A 17,028-nucleotide genomic window follows, 5' to 3' on the forward strand; every position below is an offset into this window, starting at 1 on the left:
CGTTGCCGATGTGTTTGTTAATCCAACCGCCAAGAGAACTCTATGGTCCAGAAGCCCCGGCGCGGAGCGCTGGGTCCGTCGATCGTGCGCGCAGGCAGACCAGACCATCGAACCCGGCCTCAGCCTCTCTATGATCGCAGCAGATCTCCGGAAACGGGACGATCCACGGCCGAGAGCAGGCATGCTTGCCAAGTGGTGTCGCGCCATCCTAACGTGGACGGAATAGTCCCATTATCTCATATCTGACGACACGAGTTGTCGGTCTGGATGACCCGGCCTTGCACGGCGATTCAGACGGTCTGTGACCTGTAACGTGTCCGCGGAGGAGTCCCGGCCTTCGTGGCGCCCGGCCGGCACCAACCTTCCGCCGCGCTGGGGGATCACGGCCGTACCGCGAACGACCAGGTGGCGTCCATGGCTCCGGTTCACGAGCGTCGCCAACTGCTCACCGTCACAGTGGTGGGCGGCGGGGTCTCCGGATGCGCGTCCGATACCGGTAACGTGTGCCCCTTCTTCACGGCCGACCTTGGTCACCGCCGAACCGAGTCCGCCGGCCTCGCCATGCACGAGGATCGCCGGCCAGGTATTCGCCCCTCGGGCACTCCGGATAGCCCGCGGACGACGTCGTCCAACACCTGGTTTGTCAGGTCCGCTGTGAGGTTCCCCCGGGATGCGGGGAATGGTGACAGCAGGTCAGATGGGTCTCATGAGAGGAGCCCAGACGATGCCTGCCCCGAGGAAGTACCCGCTGGAGTTGCGTGAGCGTGCGGTGCGGATGTACCGGACTGCCGAGCCGAAGCCGGTGATCCGTCGCATGGCCGAGGATCTCGGTGTGCATCACGAGGCTCTGCGCCACTGGATCCGGCAGGCCGAGGCCGACGCCGGCGAGCGTGACGACCTGCTCACCACCGAGGAGAAGGAAGAGCTCGCCCAGCTGCGGCGCGAGGTGCGGGAACTGCGTCGGGCGAACGAGGTCCTGCGGACGGCCTCGGCTTTTTTCGCCGCACAGCTCGACCCGACCCGGCCCAGGTGACCGCGCTCCTCACAGAGCACCCGCACCTGGGGGTCGAGCCTGTACTCCGGGAACTGCACATCCCCTCCTCCACCTACTACCGCTGGCGCCAGGCCGAGACCGAGCCCTGCGAGCGGAGCCGCCAGGACACCGAGCTGACCGGGCAGATCCGGCGGATCCACCAGGACTCCGGCGGCATCTACGGATCGCCCAGGGTCCACGCCGTCCTCCAACGCGAGGGCGTTCACGTCGGCCGCCAGCGCGTCGAGCGGCTCATGCGGGAAGCCGGCCTGGCCGGATCAGCCCCCGCAGGAGCAAGGCCTTCACCCGCCGGGACCCCGACGCCGACCTCGCCCCTGACCTGGTACAACGCGACTTCACGGCGTCCACGCCGAATCGATTGTGGGTCACCGACCTGACCATGATCTCCACCCTGGAGGGACCACTGTGGCTGTCGGCGATCCGGGATGTCTTCTCACGCAGAGTCGTGGCCTGGGAGACCTCCGCCCGCGCGGACGCCGACCTGGTCCTGTCCTCGTTGGAGTACGCGCTGGCCAGCCGTGAAGTCGCCCCCGGCGAACTCGTCCACCACGCTGACCACGGCACGCAAGGCGGATTCAACTGGTCGTCGCAACACCTTGGTTATGGAGGTGTTGGATGGGACGACCAGTTGAATCCGCCCTGCCCCCGCGGGTCGCAGTGGAGCGGTGGGTGTCCCTGAAGGCGTTGCTGCCGCATATGGGCCTCGTCGTAAGTCATGGAGGGTCGGGCACGACACTGCATCCGCTCGCGGAAGGACTGCACTTCGTACTCCCGCAAGGCGCTGACCAATTCAGCAACGCGCAGGTGATCGCCGACACCGGCCTCGGCATCCGGCTGCTCAACGAAGAGCTCACGGCCGACTCGGTCGGCGAACTCTCGGCGGCGCTGCGGCATGCCCTCATCGGCGGACGTCGTCTGCCGGCTGCCGGAACCCATGAGGGAATCGGGCCGGTAGAGGCGTCCTGCGGTCGGGGCGGGGCCAATACGAAGGGACGCGCGGAGGAATAAACCCTGAAGCCTGTGGTGGAGCGCCTCTCGGTCGGCGTTAATCCTCCGACGGGAATCCCGACGGGAGCGCGGCCCGCGCTCGACGATGCCCACCTTCCTACCCGCGCCCGCCAGATCGGCAGGGAGGAACCCCCGCCCTGACTGGTCCCGAGTCGAGCCCGGGCGCGGGCAGAGTGGGCACGGTGCCGGCTTCTACGGCGTCGGCCTCCGGGGCGGCTGCGGTCAGCTCTGGTGGGCGAGGTCGGCCGCGGTGAGTCCCTCGAGTGCCATGCCGAGTTGCGTGCCTTCGGCGAGGCGCCTGCTGATGCGCTGGCGCAGCGTGACGGCGAGGTAGCGGGTGAGCAGGTGCGGCCGGCCGGCCAGGGTCTCGGCGAGTTCCTGGGCGCGGGCCAGGACCTCGCTCCCGGGGAGCACCTCGGCCACCGCGCCCCAGCGTTCGGCCTGTTCGGCGGTGAACGATCCGTGGGTGAGGGTGAGGTAGCGGGCCCGGTTGAGGCCCAGGGTCTCCTCCCAGACGACCTGGATGCCGTCGCCGGGGACGATCCCGAACGTCAGGTGGGGGTGGTCGGAGAAGACGGTGGTGTCGGCGGCGATGACGATGTCGGCGAGCAGGGCGTACTCGCTGTGGACGGTGGCCGGGCCGTTGACGGCGGCGACGATCGGCATCTCCAGGTCGGCCAGGCGCTGCATCACCCGGCGGCCCTCGGCGAGGGTGCGGTCCCAGTGTCCGGGCTTGGTGATGTCACCGAGGCTGGGACCGTCGATGTCGGTCATGAAGCGGTCGCCGGTGCCGGTCAGGACCAGCACCCGGTTGTCGTGGTCCTCGCCGATCTCGTAGAGGGCGCGCGGCAGGTCGGTGTGCAGCCGGCCGGTGAAGGTCGCCGGGCCGCCGTCGCTGTGGAAGCGCACGGTGAGCACACCGGAGGGGGTACGTTCCATCGCCAGGTTCTCAAAGGCGCTGAAGTACTCGGGCAGGGTGGTCATGCGACGGCTCCTCGCGTAAATCGGGTAGGGCTCGAGTCCCCAAGACAACATCCCGAGAAGCGAAATCCCAAGCAACAGGCCCGAGGGCCGACTGTGATTCCGAGGTTCGTAGCTGGTGTGGCGAGGGCTGCTTGAGCTGGGGTGTTGGTGATTCCCTGATAAGGAGTCCGGCGCTTACGGGGAGCTGGAGACAGTGGTGATGGGGCGTCTGGCCTGTGGTTGTTCGGGGTTCGTTGATAACGGCGGTGTGGTGTTGGTGATGGGCTCCGGTATCTAAAGGGTCGGTGCGGGTTTGTGCTGGTCAGCGGCTTGCTGCATGGTCGGGGTCTGCTGGTGGGCTATGCCGTTGCTGTCGGGTGGGGGTTGCCGCCGGTCCAGTACAGGGCGGTGTCGATGTCGCGTGCGGTCCAGCCGGCGGCGTGTGCTCCGCCGTGGTGGAGGAGGTCGTCGAGGAGCTGGAGGTAGCGGCCGTAGCGTCCCGGTGTGGGGGTGAGGGGGAGGCGGAGGGTGTCGAGGGCGTGTTGGACGCGGCGGTCGTAGACGGCCATCCGCTGGGGTGCTGCTGCGGTGAGGATGGCTGAGGCGAGGGCGTCGCCGGTGCGGAAGCCGGGCAGTTCCCAGATGATGCCGCGCCCCGTGCGGGCGGCCTCCCCGCGCGAGATGGTGGTGTCGCGGACGGCGGTGACGACTCGCTCGGTGACGGCTCGGACCTGGGTGTCGGGCAGGGACATCAGTTCTGTCACCCAGCGGGTTTGTGCGGAGAGCCGTTTCCAGACGACGAGGGCTGCGATGTCCGTCTTGCCGAGGCTGCCGGTGTGCTCGGTTCGCTGCGCGACGTCGTGGAGGACCTCGTCGTAGTGGGGTGAGACGCCTGCCAGGTAGTCGGCGCGGGCGGGGATCAGGGTGTCCCAGGCCTGCCGGCAGAGGGCAGCGAACTCGTCGCCGCCTGGCGTTTCGGTGGTCGTCTTCATGTCCGCATCATGCCGTTCTGGCGGGTTGGCGGGTTCGGGGGCGGCTTGCTTCTTCGGCGAGGTGGTCGAGCTGGATAGCTTCGAGCGCCTTTTTGGTGATGCGTTCGGTGCCGTCGCAGATGGCGGTGATCGCTGCTTGGCGGATGAGGCGGGCGAGGCTTCCGATGCGGCCGGCGGTGCGCTGGTGGAGGTAGGAGGCGTGGCGGGGGAGTGTGCCGGGTGTGTGCTGGGTGAGGTCGAGGGCGTTCTCCATGTCGGTGATGAGATCGGTGAAGGGGCGGGTGTTTCCGTGGCGGGCGGGGAGGGGGCCGCAGGTGATGAGGCTGGCGCGGCCGGCGAGTTGGGCGCCGCGTACTCCGGAGAACAGCGTGGTTGAGGCGACGTCGATGCCGGTGTAGACGAAGGTTGCTCTGATGCGTTCGGTGAGGTCTTTGAGCAGGTCGGCGGCTTCGGCGCCGGTGGTCGTGCGCGGGTTGAGGCGGTGGATCTCGTCGATGAGGACCAGGCGGACGCCAGCGGCGGTGTAGGTGTGGCAGACGGCCTCGGTGATCTGGGTCTGGGTCATGCGGGTGGTGACGGGGATGCCGAGGTAGCGGGCGAATTCGGTGGCCAGGGTTTTCGCGGTGGCGCCGGCCGGCACCAGCAGGTACGCGACCGGTGTCTGCTGGTGGGTGCGTCCGGGCGGGGCGGGGTGTTTTCGGGTGTGGGCGAGGTGGCAGGTGCGTCCGACTTCGAGGAGGGCGGTCGTTTTCCCGGCCGCGGCGGGGCCGGTGACGATCAGTGAGGGCCGGGCGGTGGTCTGCTGGTGGCGGCCGAGGAGCATCAGGGTGCGGACCTGGGTGGCGAGGGTGTTGATGGCGGGGGTGCGGACGGTGACGAACGCGGAGTGGTAGGCGAGGCGTTCTTCCGTGCTGCGTGGGGTGTCGCCGGGCTGGGGCGGGGTGAGGGGCGGGGTGGTGGCGAAGCGTTGCCAGCCCTGCCAGGTGGTGATCGGCCATTCCGGCTCGACTGCCTGCGTGCCAGGCGGCGGTGCCTCGGTGTTGGCGGGGGCGTGGTGGTTGCGTGCGGGGCTGGTCACCAGTTGAGGGCTTCCTGAGCGGGGTCGTAGAGGCCGAGTCCGGTGTACGGGACGGGCACGTCGCTGGTGTCGCCGGGTCCGAGTTCGTCTTCGCTGTCGGCCTGTTCTGGTTCGTCGGGCTGGTCGTCGAGGTCGTCGAGGTCGTCGATGCTGTCGTCGTCCCAGGCGTCGTCCCAGGCGTCGGCCTGCGGGGCCGGATCGTAGGGAGGGCGGGTGCCGGCTGCGGGCGGGGGTGTTTTCAGTGGTGCGGCGCGGGTGATCAGGCGCTGTTCGCCGGGGGTAGCGGTGCCGGCGTGGGCGCGGCGCATGAGCTGGTCGAGGGCGTCGGCGAGGTCGGCTTCGTGGGTGTCGCGGTCGCTGTGGCGGGTGGTGATCGTTTTGATGTGCTGCCAGGTGGCGCTGTTGAACGGCTGGTGAATGTGGTCGCGGTGGATCCACGGGATCTCTGTCAGGTGTCCGTCGGGCAGGCGGATCCAGACCTGGCGGGCGTCGTGGGGGTTGGTGTGGACTTCCCATTTGCCGCCGCGTGCGGTGACGGGGGAGGGCTGACCGCGGTAGGGGGCGAGGACATCGTGGTCGTAGGTGCGGTGGTCGACGCGGATGCCGCGTTCGGTGATGGCCTGCCAGCGCACCGGCAGCAGTTCGAGGTAGTCGCTGCCGCTCAAGGGGAGGGGCACGTAGCCGGTCACGGCGATAAGCGCGGCCCACATCTGGTTCGGGGTGAGAGCCTTCTTCGGCAGGGTGGGGTGGCGCAGGCCTTCGTGGGGGCGGTGGTGGTAGTGGATCAGCCATTCGTCCAGAAGGTCCTGCATCTGGGCGACGCTGAAGCAGGCCTCGCCTTCGGCGTCCGGTCCGCGGCGGGTGACGTCGGAGCCGGTGTAGCCGGGCAGGTGCTGGCACAGCAGGGCGTTGACCGTGCCGAAGGTGCGTTCGACGATGCCTTTGGCGGCGGGGGCGTGGGGCGGGGTGGGCTGGACGCTGATGCCGAGGGTTTCGCAGGCGGCGGTGAACGCCGTGGACAGGTAGACCTTGCCCCGGTCCACGACGATCGTCTCGGGCACCACCACCGGCCGGGCAGCCGCGCCCTCGAGCCGTTCGTCCAGGTCCATCAGCCGCTGTAGCTGGGGGAGTTGGGTGTGGGCGAGGCACAGTGCGTCGGGCCAGGAGGGACGGGCCGCGTGCGGGACGGCCATCTCGGCGAGCAGCAGGGCCGCGTCGACTGCCTTGGTGCCGGCGGGCCGCAGGACCGCGGCGAGGATGGCGCGGGTGGCGACGTCGACGGCGATCGTGAGTTCGGGCCGGCCGGTGGTGCCGTCGTCGAAGACGGCCAGGACGTCCAGCCGTGTGGTGTCGACCTGCACCTGCTCGCCCGGCCGCAGCGCCACGGTCGGGGTGAACGCCTGTCCGCCGGTGGGGGAGGGGAGAGTACGGGCGGGGCGGTGGGGGTGTTCGGCAGGGTCGGCGAGCTGGTGGACGAGCCGGTAGAAGGTGGCCTGGGAGGGGGCGGGCACTGTGCCGCGGCCGTGCCGGTCGGTAAGGATCTGTGTGACCAGGGGCATCAAGCCCTTGACGGTGCCCTTGGAACGGCCGCGCTGGCGGCGCAGCGCTTCCTCGATGGCGGCGATGACGCGTTCGTCGGTGCGCCCGGTAGGCACGGGCCGACGGGTGGTGCGGTGGTCAACCAGCCCCCACAGTCCCTGCTTGCGGTAGGCCAGGCGCATGCGCTGCACCGTGGTCCGGGAGACAGGGCCGAAGCCGATCGCGGTCAGCTCCGTGGCCTTGGCCTCCTCGCGCTGTGCGAGGGTGAACCGGTCGGGGTCGTACTCGGCCCGGGGCGCCCCGTCGCTGTCCGTCCCGCCGGGCAGGCCGGTCTCCACCTCGCGGATGTGCCGCTGCCAGGCCAGTGCCTTGCGCCGCGCGTCCTCGGGCGCGGTTTCGAACAGACCCCACTGCGTTGCGGCCTGGGGCATTTCGGCGCCCACGATGGTGAAGGACGGGTCGGCGAACAGGTGTCCGGCCACGACCGTCTCGTCTTCGCCTGTTTCACCGGCGAGGTGGACCTGCTGCCCCGCCATCGCGATGACCTGCCAGGTGCGGTCACGGAAGCGGACGTGCGCTCCGACCTGCAGCACCGGCCGGCCGCCACGCCGCACGCTCACTGCCCCTCCCCGCTGCCCGGGCCGCCGTGGCCGTTCGCACCGCCGGCGCCGGTGCTGACGAGGACCCGCTCGTTAAGCGGTACGTCCAGGGGCGCGGTGAGGTGTCCGTGCCACAGGGCGTGGAAGACGGCGGGCAGGACTTCGATCGGGTCGCCCACCGCTTCGACGCCCTCGATCAGCGGCTGCGGCTGTGCGAACACCTCACGCAGGGCGGCCGCGAGACGGGGATGGCCGGCGTTGCGGGGGTGGCGGTACCCGGCCAGCCATTTCAGGTTTGCCGAAAGCGTCTTCTCCAGCGGCTCAAGGCGCCGGTAGCTCCAGCCGGCCTGCGCGCACGCCGCCTCAAGGACCGTCGCAGCACGCTGCGCCCGCTCGCCGCCGGCCTCCAGGTGGTTGGGGCAGTCGGCCAGCAGGGCGGTGCCGTCGCGGTGGCGGGCGAAGAGCTGCGGCACCCACGAGCGGACCTGGCCGCGCGCGTCCCGCCACAGCAGACGCACCGGCCGCCCGGCCAGGCCGACCACCTCGGGGTCGCGGTCCAGCACCGTCAGCTGCGCCCGCATCGCGGCCGACCCGCACGCCACATGCCGGCCGGTCGTGGCCGACCACCACTGCCCAGGACCCCACCGCCGCCTCGGCACCACCGGGAACGCCGACACCGGCTCCAACTCCTCGAAGGCCACCGCGAGAACCGCGTCCGCCCACCGCTGCTGCACCACCTGCCCGAGAGGATCGACGAAGACCGCCTCCCACTCGGATCCGGTATCCGTCTGCATGCGCTGTGAGCGGCCACCTGCTGCGGCCGCTGCGTCCTTGCTGCCCACGCGCCCCAGTCAAGCCCGTCCTGCCAGTGCGGCGGGCCGCTTCACGGATTTTGATCACGAGTGCCGGGCCATGAGGTAGTGCCCTGCGGATCGTGGTCCCTGCAGAGCCTGCCTGCCTCCTGACACTTACTCACCGCTCCTTTCCCGGCCGCTCGTTGCGCTGGTCCGCGAGTGCCTCGGCCAGGACATCGGCCGGCAGACGGGCCCAGCGCGCCAGGTCCTCCAGCGCCATCCCGGCCGCGAAGGCTGCTGCTGCGCTCTCCCGGACGGCCTGCTCGATCAGTGTGGCGGCATGGCCGAGGTTGCCCAGCAACTGCTGCGCGGCGTCGGCGGTCTTGCCGTACTGGGCGCCGCGCAGCTGGGTCAGCTGCTCTTCGGCGTCGTTGACCAGGCTGCTGATCAGCGCCCGCTGCTCGGCCGGCACCGCAGAGCGCCACGTGGTGCCCGAGCCGGGCGCGCTACGTTCCTTGGACAGGACGCGCAACTGTCCGGCCATGGTCGCGGGCTGGTGTTCCTGGCGCAGCCACCACGGATCGTTGTCGTAGCCGGGCGGGCCGCCGGCGCCACGACGGATGCGGATGACGGCGCCCATCCACGAGGTCAGCGGGCCGCCGTAGTCGGTTGCCGCCAGCGGCCCCAGCCACCCCCGCCCGACGCGCTCACCGAGTCGGCGGCAGAACGCCCCGTCGGAGGGCAGCGCCCGCGGCCGCCCGGCACCGCTGTCCCTCCACACCAGCTCGGCCATCGCCGGGTCCAGCAGCGCGTCGGCCACGGCCACCACCTCGGGGAAGACGACCGCGTCCCGGCCCACGATCCGCCACCGCTCCAGCTCTGTACCGGCGTTGCCGCCCGCGACCTGGTGCAGCCGCTGAGGCCACAGCGTCTCCCGCTCCCAGTGCAGAGCCTGCTCCCACCACCGGGCCACCACCGCATAAGCCAGAGCGAACACCCTCTCCGGCTCCGCTCCAGCCCGTACCGCCCGCCGCGTCACACCAGTCCACCGCCGCTGCGCCGCGGCCACTTCCGGCACACCCCGTACGTCCAGATACTCAAGAGGCTGGTCGGCGTCGGCGTCCAGGAGCCACCGCCCGTGCCGGACACACACCCGCTCCCATCGCGGCGCGTACCGCACCACCCGCACGGCCGTCCCCGCGCGCCGGGCCGCGCACAGACGGCAGCCGAAGGCGACCGGCCCGGCGACCGCACCCCCGGTCCGCCACGCGGCCGCCGGCACGCTGTTCTTTCTGGCCGACAGCTTGGCGTCCTGCTGTCCCCAGGACGGCAACGCCCGCGCCAGCACGTCTTCCTCGACGCCGCACATGCCTGCCAGTAGCTGTCGTCCGGGCGGGTTCAGCAGCACCTCGGCGTCGGCCCGCGTGCCCCCGCCGTCGTGCCCCGGCGGGTAGTTGCGCCACTGCCAGCACGACCGCAACACCTTCGCTTCCATCCCGTAACGGCCCGCGATGCGGCAGATCAGCGACGAGGTCGTCTCCCCCTGAAGGGGAACTGTCCGCAGCAGGCCGGGGTGATGGGTCACTTCACCACGGTCTCGTGTCCGCCGTCCCGGCGGGCGCTTTTGCAGCGGATGCCCAGGCGCCCCGTCCTCCTGGGGCCGTCACTTCTACTCGACGGAGCCACCTTCAGACCGTTTTTCCTGCCACCTCCTGCTACCCCTGTGACCTGCGAAGGCGATGCGACAGGCCGGGAGACAGGGGGAGTTGGGAAAAGATCTTGGCCATCGGCACGCCCTACGTGATCACTCTCGGAAGTCTCACCGTCACGCTTCACGCAAGGTGCCTTGCCGACTCGAAGCCTCAGGGCGGATACCGATGGTGCTCAGCAGGGCCTGTTGGTGGGGGTGGAGTTGGTGCCAGAGGACGGTTTGTTTACGGGCCCAGCGCTGAAGCTCGGGCGGGAGGGGCTGGCCTGTGGTGCGGAGGGTGCGGTGCTGGTGGTACTTGCGTTGCCAGGCGAAGGGCCAGGGCGGGTTCCACCAGGGGTCGAGGACGGTGAGTTCTTGCAGGGTGAGGGCGGACAGGAGGCCAGCGCGGGCTTTGCGCCGTTGCTGGATGAGCCAGTGCCCCAAGGCGAAGCCGTGGTGCTGGGTGTGTTTGAACACGGCTAGGTGGCCGTGGGCGGCGGCGTAGGCACGGGCGTGGGGGAGGCCTTCGCCTGCGGGATAGCGGTGCGCGGTTGTAGGAGCCGGTACGGGTTCGGTGGCGGGCGTGGCGCCGAGGTTGGCCAGGAGCTCTTGCTGGGTGGGATGGAGGCTGTCCCACAGCCTTGTCTGGGTGGTGGCCCAGCGTCGCTGGGCCACGGTCAGGTTGCCGCTGGCAGGGGCGGCGTGTGCCCGGTGGTAGGCGCGCTGCCACGCCAGGGGCCAGGGCGGGTTCCAGTGCGGGTCAAGGGCGTTCAGCGCGGCGATCCGGGCCGGATCGGTGCGCCCGTCAGCCACGCGGTGTCGCTGGCGTAGGAGCCAGGTACCGAGGGGATAGCCGTTGTGGCGGGTCCGTTCGGCCACGGCCAGATGCCCGTGTTCGGCGGCATAGCTACGTGCGTGGGCGAGCCCTGTGTCTACGCGGGCGGGGCTTCGATCGGCTTCGGTCACTGCGCGGGCGACGGCAGAGGAGATGCCGATGTCCGCGAGGAGACTCTGCTGATCGAGTTGCAGAACGTCGTGCTGGACGCACTGACGGTGCAGCCACACTGTCACCTCGTCCTCGTCCCTGCCGCGATGCGGGCCAAGCACGTTCAGCTGGCCTTTCCGCCATCGCTTACGGGCCCGCTGGTAACTCCGCTGCCAGGGAAAGGGCCAGGGCGGGTTCCACCAGGGATCCAGTTCGGCCAGCAGCCGGCCACGCAGCCACACGCCTTCGGTGGCTTGAGCGTGCCGACGGTCCTGGCGGCGCTGCTCCACCAGCCAGCGGCCCAGGGCAAACCCGTCGTGCACGTACTCGGAGGCAACCGCAAGGTGCCCGTTTACCGCGGCGAAGGAACGAGCACTGGCCATGCCGTCCAAAGCCCACAGACCGGCAGCAGCAATCTGCTCGTTCACGGCCTGGGATGCCCCGGACCCGCCCTGCACTTTCGCGGCTTCCTCGGCTGTGATGCCGATGTCTGCCAGCAGGCGCTGCTGATCGGGGTCCAGACGCCGATACGCGGCGCACTGCCGCGACAACCACAGGGCAAGATCTGCTTCGACTCCTGGAAAGCCGCCCCCCACATCGAGCCCGCCCCGGCTCTCCACCAGCCGCCGGGCCTGTGCGTAGGAGCGCTGCCATGTCAGCACCCAGGGCGGATTCCACCAGGGGTCGACGGCGTCGAGGGCACGGGAGTGCTCCGTAGGTTCCCGGTTCTCGCGGGCCCTGCGGCGCTGGTGCACGAGCCACGACCTCAGCGGATACCCCTGGTACATCGCGTCCTTGCCCGAGACGGCCAGGTGACCCTGCTCGGCGACGTAGGACCTGGCGTGCGTCAGCCCCGTTTCGAAGCCGGCCTGGATGGGGATCCGCCGCGGCAGAGCGGTGCGGGCCGCCTCGGCCGTGATCCCGATGTCCGCCAGCAGACGCTGCTGCTCAGGATGGAGAGTGCTGTAGTGGGTGCACTGCAGATACAGCCACTCGCCGTTGAGGATCTGGGTGCCGGGGAATCCCGCGGCCGCATCGGGCGGGCCGGCGACTGCGGCGTGATCGCGCGCCCGGTAGTACGAGCGCTGCCACTGCACCGACCAGGGGACGTTCCACCACGGGTCCAAAACCGCGAGAGCCTGTGCACGGTCCGGCCCTATTGCCCACGCTCTGGTCTGGACGTTGCTCAGCCATTCCCCAAGCCGATAGGAATCGATCACGGTGTCCTGCGGGACTGCGAGATTGCCGTGTTCGCGCACGTAGCGGCTGGCATGCACCAGGCCGGCCGCGAAGGCTTCGTCCGCCTGCCGGCTGTGTCCGCGCCGCCGTTTGCCTTCCGCGCTACGGCCGCCGGACCCCACATGCGCCCGTACCGCGAGTTCGTCCACCAGAGGGAGCTGACGGTGCGCCGGAGCCACCGCCCACATCGCCTGTTCCGCAGCCCTTGTCCCACCCTGTGCCCGCACGCACTGATAAGCCCACGCAAAGAGAGGACCTGACGTCTCCTGCGCCAGCTGCTCCACGTACCAAGGCCTCCGCACACAGCCCGCAACAGCAGTTAAAAGCGACGGCAGATCAGCCAGGCGAAAAGGAAGATGGCCCTGTGCATCGGCCACCACGCGGCGCCGGAAGCCGTCACTGGCAAGCAGAGTGGCCAGAGCAACGGTCTCCGGATAGATCACCAGTTCCCGAGCCACAACCCGCCACACATCCTGGTCCAAGCCGTCACTGTCCAGGCTCCGCAGCCGCGCCGACCACAAATGCTCCTGCGGCCACGTCTGCCACCACCACGACGACGCCACCGCCCGCGCCACCTCAAAAGCATCCGACGCCAGCGCGGAACGACGCAGCAGCCTCACGTGACGGCGCTGGGCGTCCAGCACCTGCCCGCACCCGGCCAGGTCCATCACTCGGCCCGCCGTGCCCGGGATATGCATCAGCCACCGGCGATGAGACGGGCACACCCGCTGCTGCGGCCCCAGATACAGGCGAGCGGTCTCCCTCCTTCCGGTACGCCGCGCCGTGCATTCAGGGCAAGCCGGCCCCCAGCACCGAACCTTCTCCGCGGTGTGGTGAAACTGCGCTGCCGGCCCTATAGCGAACCGTCGACGGGGCTCCTCCTGCGCCCAGGCAGGCAGCGCCCGCAGCAGACGATCCTCCGGGACGCGACACAGCTGCGCTACCCGGTTCCGGGCCTCCTGGTTCAGGTAGATCTCGCTGTCCAGCTGCGCCCTGCCCATCGCGTTCGGCAGCCCGTCCACATCGACGACCGCCGCCAGCAGGTCCCTGAACGCCATGCCGTAGCGCGCCGCCAGCCGCGTCAGGAACGACTGCGTCATCTCGCCCTGCAGCGGTCCCACGCGCAGCACACCGCTCGGCAGCGCGAGCCCCTCAACTGCTGCCGGTGCCTTACTCTCGCCGCTCATGCCACCCCACTCCGTCGGCCCCGCTTCTCGTAACCACCTGCGAGCCACACCCAGTTACGGAACGGAGGGGTCTGCGCACCGATCAAGCAGCATTCATGCCCACTCGACTCCCAGCTCCGCGAGGGCAGCGCGCTGCTCCTGCGCGAGCTTGTCGCGGCGGGTCTTGGTGTTGGAGACCCACACGCCCAGCTTCACGGTCACCGGTTCAGCCTCGCCGCCGACCGTGATCCGCTCTGCATGAGCCCTGGGGACGCGGTCGTGGCCTTCGCGGGCGATGTACTGAGCGAGAGCCGCAAGGCCCCGCTGGAAGGCCATCGACGCCTTCCCGGAGCCCTTGGTCGTGGTGGCCGGGACGGGCCGTTCGGCAGGCTTCACGCCCAGCCCGGACAGGCGCTGTTGCTGCTCCTTCGGCAGCTCCGTCCAGGAGCTGACTTGCCGCTGGAGCCATCGGCCAAGGTCATCACCTTCGAAGAGCACGCCCGGCTCAATCTGCGGCAGCATGCCGTCGGCGTCGACGAGGTCGGCGAGGATGCGGTAGTGGCGTTGCCAGTCCAGCGGCCACGGGCAGTCCCAGTCCTCATCGATGGCGGTCAGGTGCGCGGCCCGTACCGCGGCGCGCTCGGGGTCCTTCCCGAGGCCGCCCTTGCGGCGCAGATTGGCCATGTGCTGCCCGATGGGCACCATGCCCTTGGCCTCGCTCTCGCCCCACACGGCGTCCTGACGGGGTGCGAGGTGCCCGGTGGCCCGCCTGTACGAGCGCAGCGCGGCGAGCTTGGTCTCCCAGGCTTCCTCACCCGGCTCCCACACCATCCCGGCCTCTTCGGCGTCCAGCAGCTCCTTGCGCCGCTCCTCCAGCTCCCCGGCCCGCAGCGCCTTCCGCTGCTTGTGGACCCAGCGCCCAAGGGGAAAATCTTTCGTCACCCCGACCTGGGTCTCTGTGTCGTAGGGAACGGCGTAGAGGCCGGTGATCTCGTTCTCCGCCCGCCAGCGGAGCAGGGCCTGGTAGCCCTCCAGCCAGACGAGGCTGTCCGGCCGGTAGACGCGGGTACGCAGGAACGCGGCGATCGTGGCGGCGTCCCGGGGAGTGCTGAAGTGGAGCAGAGCGGATTCGGCGGCGGCCTGGGTGTCGTCGTGCTCCTGGTCCTCGCCGTCGCCCGCGCCGTCGGCGCCGATGATCTGGCCGTTCTCGTCTCGCTGGATGTGGACCTTGCGCTTGCCGCTGGTGAGGGCGCGGGAGGCGAGCTGCTCAACGAGTCGTTCATCATGACTGCGGAGCCCTTGCAAAACGGCTACAAGGGGGCGGAACGAGGCGGAGGCGACCATGTCGTTCGGGTCCTCGTTCGGCTCCAGGAAGATCGGCACGATGATCCTGGCCACCTTGGTGGAGCCGTCGCGGTTCAACCTCAGCGCGCGGCCGATGTTCTGCACGATCTCCACCTGGGAGCCGCGGGTGTCCGCGAAGCAGATCGAGTCGACTCCCCGCTCGCCGGTGATGTCCACGCCCTCACCGAGAACGCGAACGCTGGCGAGGAATGCCCGGTGCACCCGGCGCCCGGCCGCGTCGATGCCATTGGCGAACTGCCGCAGCGCCTCCCGCCGCTCGGCTACGAGGTGGTCACCGCACAGCCACGCCGACCACACCCGGTCCGGCGGGACGTGGCGGCCGGCCTCCAGCTCGTAGAACTCCGCGTCGATCGAGGACGCGGGGAGCTTGTCGGCGGCGGCCAGATCGGCGTCGGAGGCGTCGTTCAGGAACAGCGCGGCAGCCGTCTCGGGCAGCTTGTCCGCGAACGCACGGGCCTCTTCGACCTTCTGGTGGAACGTCATGACCGTACGCAGGTTGTACGCGGCGGCGTGCTCCAGGAGCGCGGTCTGCAACAGCGCCAGGCGCCTGCCGCGCCGCGCCTCCTCCGACTCCCCGAGGACAGGCGAGGGGTCGCGGATCTCCAGCACGTCGATCTCGAACCCGGCAAGGATTTCGCGCTCGATGGCCTCGCTCAGACCGAGCTCTGCGAGCCACGCGCCGTACGTGCCCTCCGGGTCGTCCGACATGGTCGCGATCTCCGCCTCCTGGCCGTCCGCGCCCTTCTGCGGGCGGGCCGCGGCGAGGATACGCGGGGTGGCGGTGAGGTAGAGCCGGAAGTCCGCCGGGATACGGGCGTTGTCGTGGATCGCCGCCCACGGACGCCCAAGATCACCAGCGGTTCCATGTGCCTCATCCACGATGGCGAGGTCGAAGCCGTCCATGCGCTGCCCGTAGAGCCGCTCCCCGCCCGCCAGAGCGGCCTCCAGCGGCCCGCGAACCCTCCGCTGGCCCTCGGGCGCGTCGATGTCCTCCCGGTCCACGAGAGAGGCGTACGTGGCGAACACGACCACGGGCCCGTGCCCGGCCCACAGAGCGAGCTGGATCGGGTTCGTGGTGGTGCGCACCCCGAGCGAGCCCAGGACCGCGTCGTTCTCCAGCGAGCACACGGCGACCATCGGCGCCCGGTGGCCCACCGCCCGCCACGCCTGGGCGGTCTGCGCGAGCAGGTCCAGGGTCGGCACCGTGATGAGGATCCGGCCGTCCGCGAACGACTCCAGCGCGCACGCAGCAGCGGTGATCGTTTTGCCGGATCCGGTCGCGGAGACGATCGTGCCCCGGGCACCCTGCGGGGGCGGAGATGATCTTGCAGTAAATTCTACCCATCTGCGGAAACTCGTTTTCTGGTCCAGTTGGTGTTTCCGAAGCTGTACGTGCGGCATGGAGAACTTTCTTTCAGTGAGGTCTACGGTTCGTTGTCCGACAATGAAGCCGAGGTGATTGCGGTGTACTGGCGGTGATGGACGTAGCTCTGGTTGGGATGTTGGGGGACGATGCGGGAGATGGATGGGGCAGCGAAGTTGGTAGAGGCGGCGGGTTGTGGCGATCTGGAGCTGATGACAAGTCTGCTGGGCAAGGGCACACCGGTCGACGGCAGAGATCGAGAGGGCCGTACTCCTCTGGATCGTGCTCTGTGGGCGGGGCGGCACGGAGCTGTCTGTCTGCTCCTGGCTGCGGGCACGAACACTGAACAGCCCATCGGGCAGTACGCCGAGACGCTGCCACTGCGCTTCACCGCTGAGCGTGGAATGCAGACCATGGCCCGCATTCTGCTGGAGGCCGGGGCAGAGCCTGATGGCCGACTGTGTGAGGGGCGGGCAACCGCCTTGATGGTGGCGGCCACCGAAGGACAGGAGGGCATCGCTGAGATGCTGCTGGACCACGGAGCATGCCTGGAGTCGGTGGGACGGGGCCGGACACCGCTGGAATGGGCGGCGTCCGGGGGCAGGCCGGCAGTCGTCCGGCTGTTGCTGGACCACGGCGCCACCCGGATAGCCGAGGCACTGGCCCAAGCTGGCCGTGGCGCCAACCGCTGGAAACACACTCCTGAGCGCCAAGCAGAGTACACGGAGACAATCTCCATGCTCCTGGCCGCAAGCAACTGACCCTGAACCGCCGTTCCTCTCTCAGAATTCCGGAAAGGTTCCCGGATGGCTGGGGGTATCCCGCCTTTCCGCCAACAATACATGGTGCATCAACCGTGATGCACACGGTCCACTAGAACCCACACGAACGAGCCCCCCACCCCTCGCAGCCAGCCCGGCCCGCGCCAGCGGGCCCCAACGGGCCTGGAGGCGCAGCCGGAAGGACCGTCAGGCGGGGGAGCGCAGCGGACCCGCCCCGGGCCGAAGCGAAGCGAAAGCCCCCAGCGAAGGCGCAACCTTCACCCCGTTCCGGGAGCGCAGCGAACGGAACCTCACCCCACGGGCGCAGCCCGTGGGGTGAGTGGCCCGCGCAGCGGGCCACCAGCGCTCCCGCGGAGCGGGAGCGCAACCACCTTGCGCAGCAAGGTGGTTCGCTTGCATTGCGCGCAGCGC

13 protein-coding genes are annotated in these 17,028 nt (G+C 69.8%); 5 read left to right on the forward strand and 8 right to left on the reverse strand.

Going from position 1 to position 17,028, the window contains the following annotated elements:
• Positions 1 to 724 precede the first annotated feature (724 nt).
• The 4 genes from OG310_RS38350 to OG310_RS38365 are packed head-to-tail and all read left to right on the forward strand — an operon-like array spanning position 725 to position 2,062.
• The gene (locus tag OG310_RS38350) at positions 725 to 1,033 is read left to right on the forward strand and encodes a transposase (RefSeq protein ID WP_329460794.1); all 309 of its coding nucleotides are present in this window, start codon (positions 725 to 727) and stop codon (positions 1,031 to 1,033) included.
• Positions 1,030 to 1,431, forward strand: coding sequence for an IS3 family transposase (locus OG310_RS38355; RefSeq protein WP_329460795.1), 402 nt, complete (start codon positions 1,030 to 1,032; stop codon positions 1,429 to 1,431). The genes OG310_RS38350 and OG310_RS38355 overlap by 4 nt, the downstream gene beginning before the upstream one ends.
• A 2-nt stretch (positions 1,432 to 1,433) precedes the next feature.
• Positions 1,434 to 1,733 carry a DDE-type integrase/transposase/recombinase gene (locus OG310_RS38360; RefSeq protein ID WP_329460796.1) on the forward strand — a complete coding sequence of 100 codons (300 nt, stop codon included), beginning with the start codon at positions 1,434 to 1,436 and terminating at the stop codon, positions 1,731 to 1,733.
• Positions 1,724 to 2,062: a glycosyltransferase gene (locus tag OG310_RS38365; RefSeq protein ID WP_329460797.1), complete on the forward strand. Its 339-nt coding sequence runs from the start codon at positions 1,724 to 1,726 to the stop codon at positions 2,060 to 2,062. Before OG310_RS38360 ends, OG310_RS38365 begins: the two co-directional genes overlap by 10 nt.
• Before the next feature lie 222 nt (positions 2,063 to 2,284).
• Here the strand turns inward: OG310_RS38365 and OG310_RS38370 are convergent, their stop codons facing one another.
• The 8 genes from OG310_RS38370 to OG310_RS38405 form a co-directional block, all read right to left on the reverse strand.
• Positions 2,285 to 3,046: an enoyl-CoA hydratase/isomerase family protein gene (locus OG310_RS38370; RefSeq protein WP_329460798.1), complete on the reverse strand. Its 762-nt coding sequence runs from the start codon at positions 3,044 to 3,046 to the stop codon at positions 2,285 to 2,287.
• Positions 3,047 to 3,384: 338 nt separating this feature from the next.
• The gene (locus OG310_RS38375) at positions 3,385 to 4,017 is read right to left on the reverse strand and encodes a hypothetical protein (RefSeq protein ID WP_329453789.1); all 633 of its coding nucleotides are present in this window, start codon (positions 4,015 to 4,017) and stop codon (positions 3,385 to 3,387) included.
• A gap of 7 nt (positions 4,018 to 4,024) precedes the next feature.
• Positions 4,025 to 5,008, reverse strand: a complete 984-nt coding sequence (locus OG310_RS38380; RefSeq protein WP_329459966.1) for an ATP-binding protein — start codon at positions 5,006 to 5,008, stop codon at positions 4,025 to 4,027.
• 83 nt (positions 5,009 to 5,091) lie between these two features.
• Positions 5,092 to 7,254: a Mu transposase C-terminal domain-containing protein gene (locus tag OG310_RS38385; RefSeq protein ID WP_329453788.1), complete on the reverse strand. Its 2,163-nt coding sequence runs from the start codon at positions 7,252 to 7,254 to the stop codon at positions 5,092 to 5,094.
• Entirely contained in the window at positions 7,251 to 8,027 is a 777-nt protein-coding gene (locus OG310_RS38390; protein WP_329453787.1) for a TnsA-like heteromeric transposase endonuclease subunit, read from the reverse strand. The genes OG310_RS38385 and OG310_RS38390 overlap by 4 nt, the downstream gene beginning before the upstream one ends.
• A 178-nt stretch (positions 8,028 to 8,205) precedes the next feature.
• Complete coding sequence (locus tag OG310_RS38395) at positions 8,206 to 9,612, reverse strand: DNA-binding protein (RefSeq protein ID WP_329453786.1); 1,407 nt, start codon at positions 9,610 to 9,612, stop codon at positions 8,206 to 8,208.
• Between the two features lie 240 nt (positions 9,613 to 9,852).
• Positions 9,853 to 13,128, reverse strand: coding sequence for a Helicase associated domain protein (locus OG310_RS38400; RefSeq protein ID WP_329453785.1), 3,276 nt, complete (start codon positions 13,126 to 13,128; stop codon positions 9,853 to 9,855).
• A gap of 93 nt (positions 13,129 to 13,221) precedes the next feature.
• Positions 13,222 to 15,873, reverse strand: coding sequence for a DEAD/DEAH box helicase (locus OG310_RS38405; RefSeq protein WP_329453784.1), 2,652 nt, complete (start codon positions 15,871 to 15,873; stop codon positions 13,222 to 13,224).
• Between the two features lie 120 nt (positions 15,874 to 15,993).
• On the opposite strand from OG310_RS38405, the gene OG310_RS38410 reads away from it, so the two are divergent.
• On the forward strand, positions 15,994 to 16,596 hold the full coding sequence (locus tag OG310_RS38410; RefSeq protein WP_329453783.1) for an ankyrin repeat domain-containing protein: 603 nt from the start codon (positions 15,994 to 15,996) through the stop codon (positions 16,594 to 16,596).
• The last annotated feature ends 432 nt before the right edge of the window (positions 16,597 to 17,028 follow it).

This window comes from Streptomyces sp. NBC_01497 (assembly GCF_036250695.1).
Classification (GTDB): domain Bacteria; phylum Actinomycetota; class Actinomycetes; order Streptomycetales; family Streptomycetaceae; genus Streptomyces.

Bases quoted from the DNA above. Each gene is read 5' to 3' on its own strand.
- OG310_RS38350 (WP_329460794.1), top strand. From the start codon at position 725: ATGCCTGCCCCGAGGAAGTACCCGCTGGAGTTGCGTGAGCGTGCGGTG.
- OG310_RS38360 (WP_329460796.1), top strand. From the start codon at position 1,434: ATGATCTCCACCCTGGAGGGACCACTGTGGCTGTCGGCGATCCGGGAT.
- OG310_RS38370 (WP_329460798.1), bottom strand. From the start codon at position 3,046: ATGACCACCCTGCCCGAGTACTTCAGCGCCTTTGAGAACCTGGCGATG.
- OG310_RS38375 (WP_329453789.1), bottom strand. From the start codon at position 4,017: ATGAAGACGACCACCGAAACGCCAGGCGGCGACGAGTTCGCTGCCCTC.
- OG310_RS38390 (WP_329453787.1), bottom strand. From the start codon at position 8,027: ATGCAGACGGATACCGGATCCGAGTGGGAGGCGGTCTTCGTCGATCCT.
- OG310_RS38400 (WP_329453785.1), bottom strand. From the start codon at position 13,128: ATGAGCGGCGAGAGTAAGGCACCGGCAGCAGTTGAGGGGCTCGCGCTG.
- OG310_RS38405 (WP_329453784.1), bottom strand. From the start codon at position 15,873: ATGCCGCACGTACAGCTTCGGAAACACCAACTGGACCAGAAAACGAGT.
- OG310_RS38410 (WP_329453783.1), top strand. From the start codon at position 15,994: ATGGATGGGGCAGCGAAGTTGGTAGAGGCGGCGGGTTGTGGCGATCTG.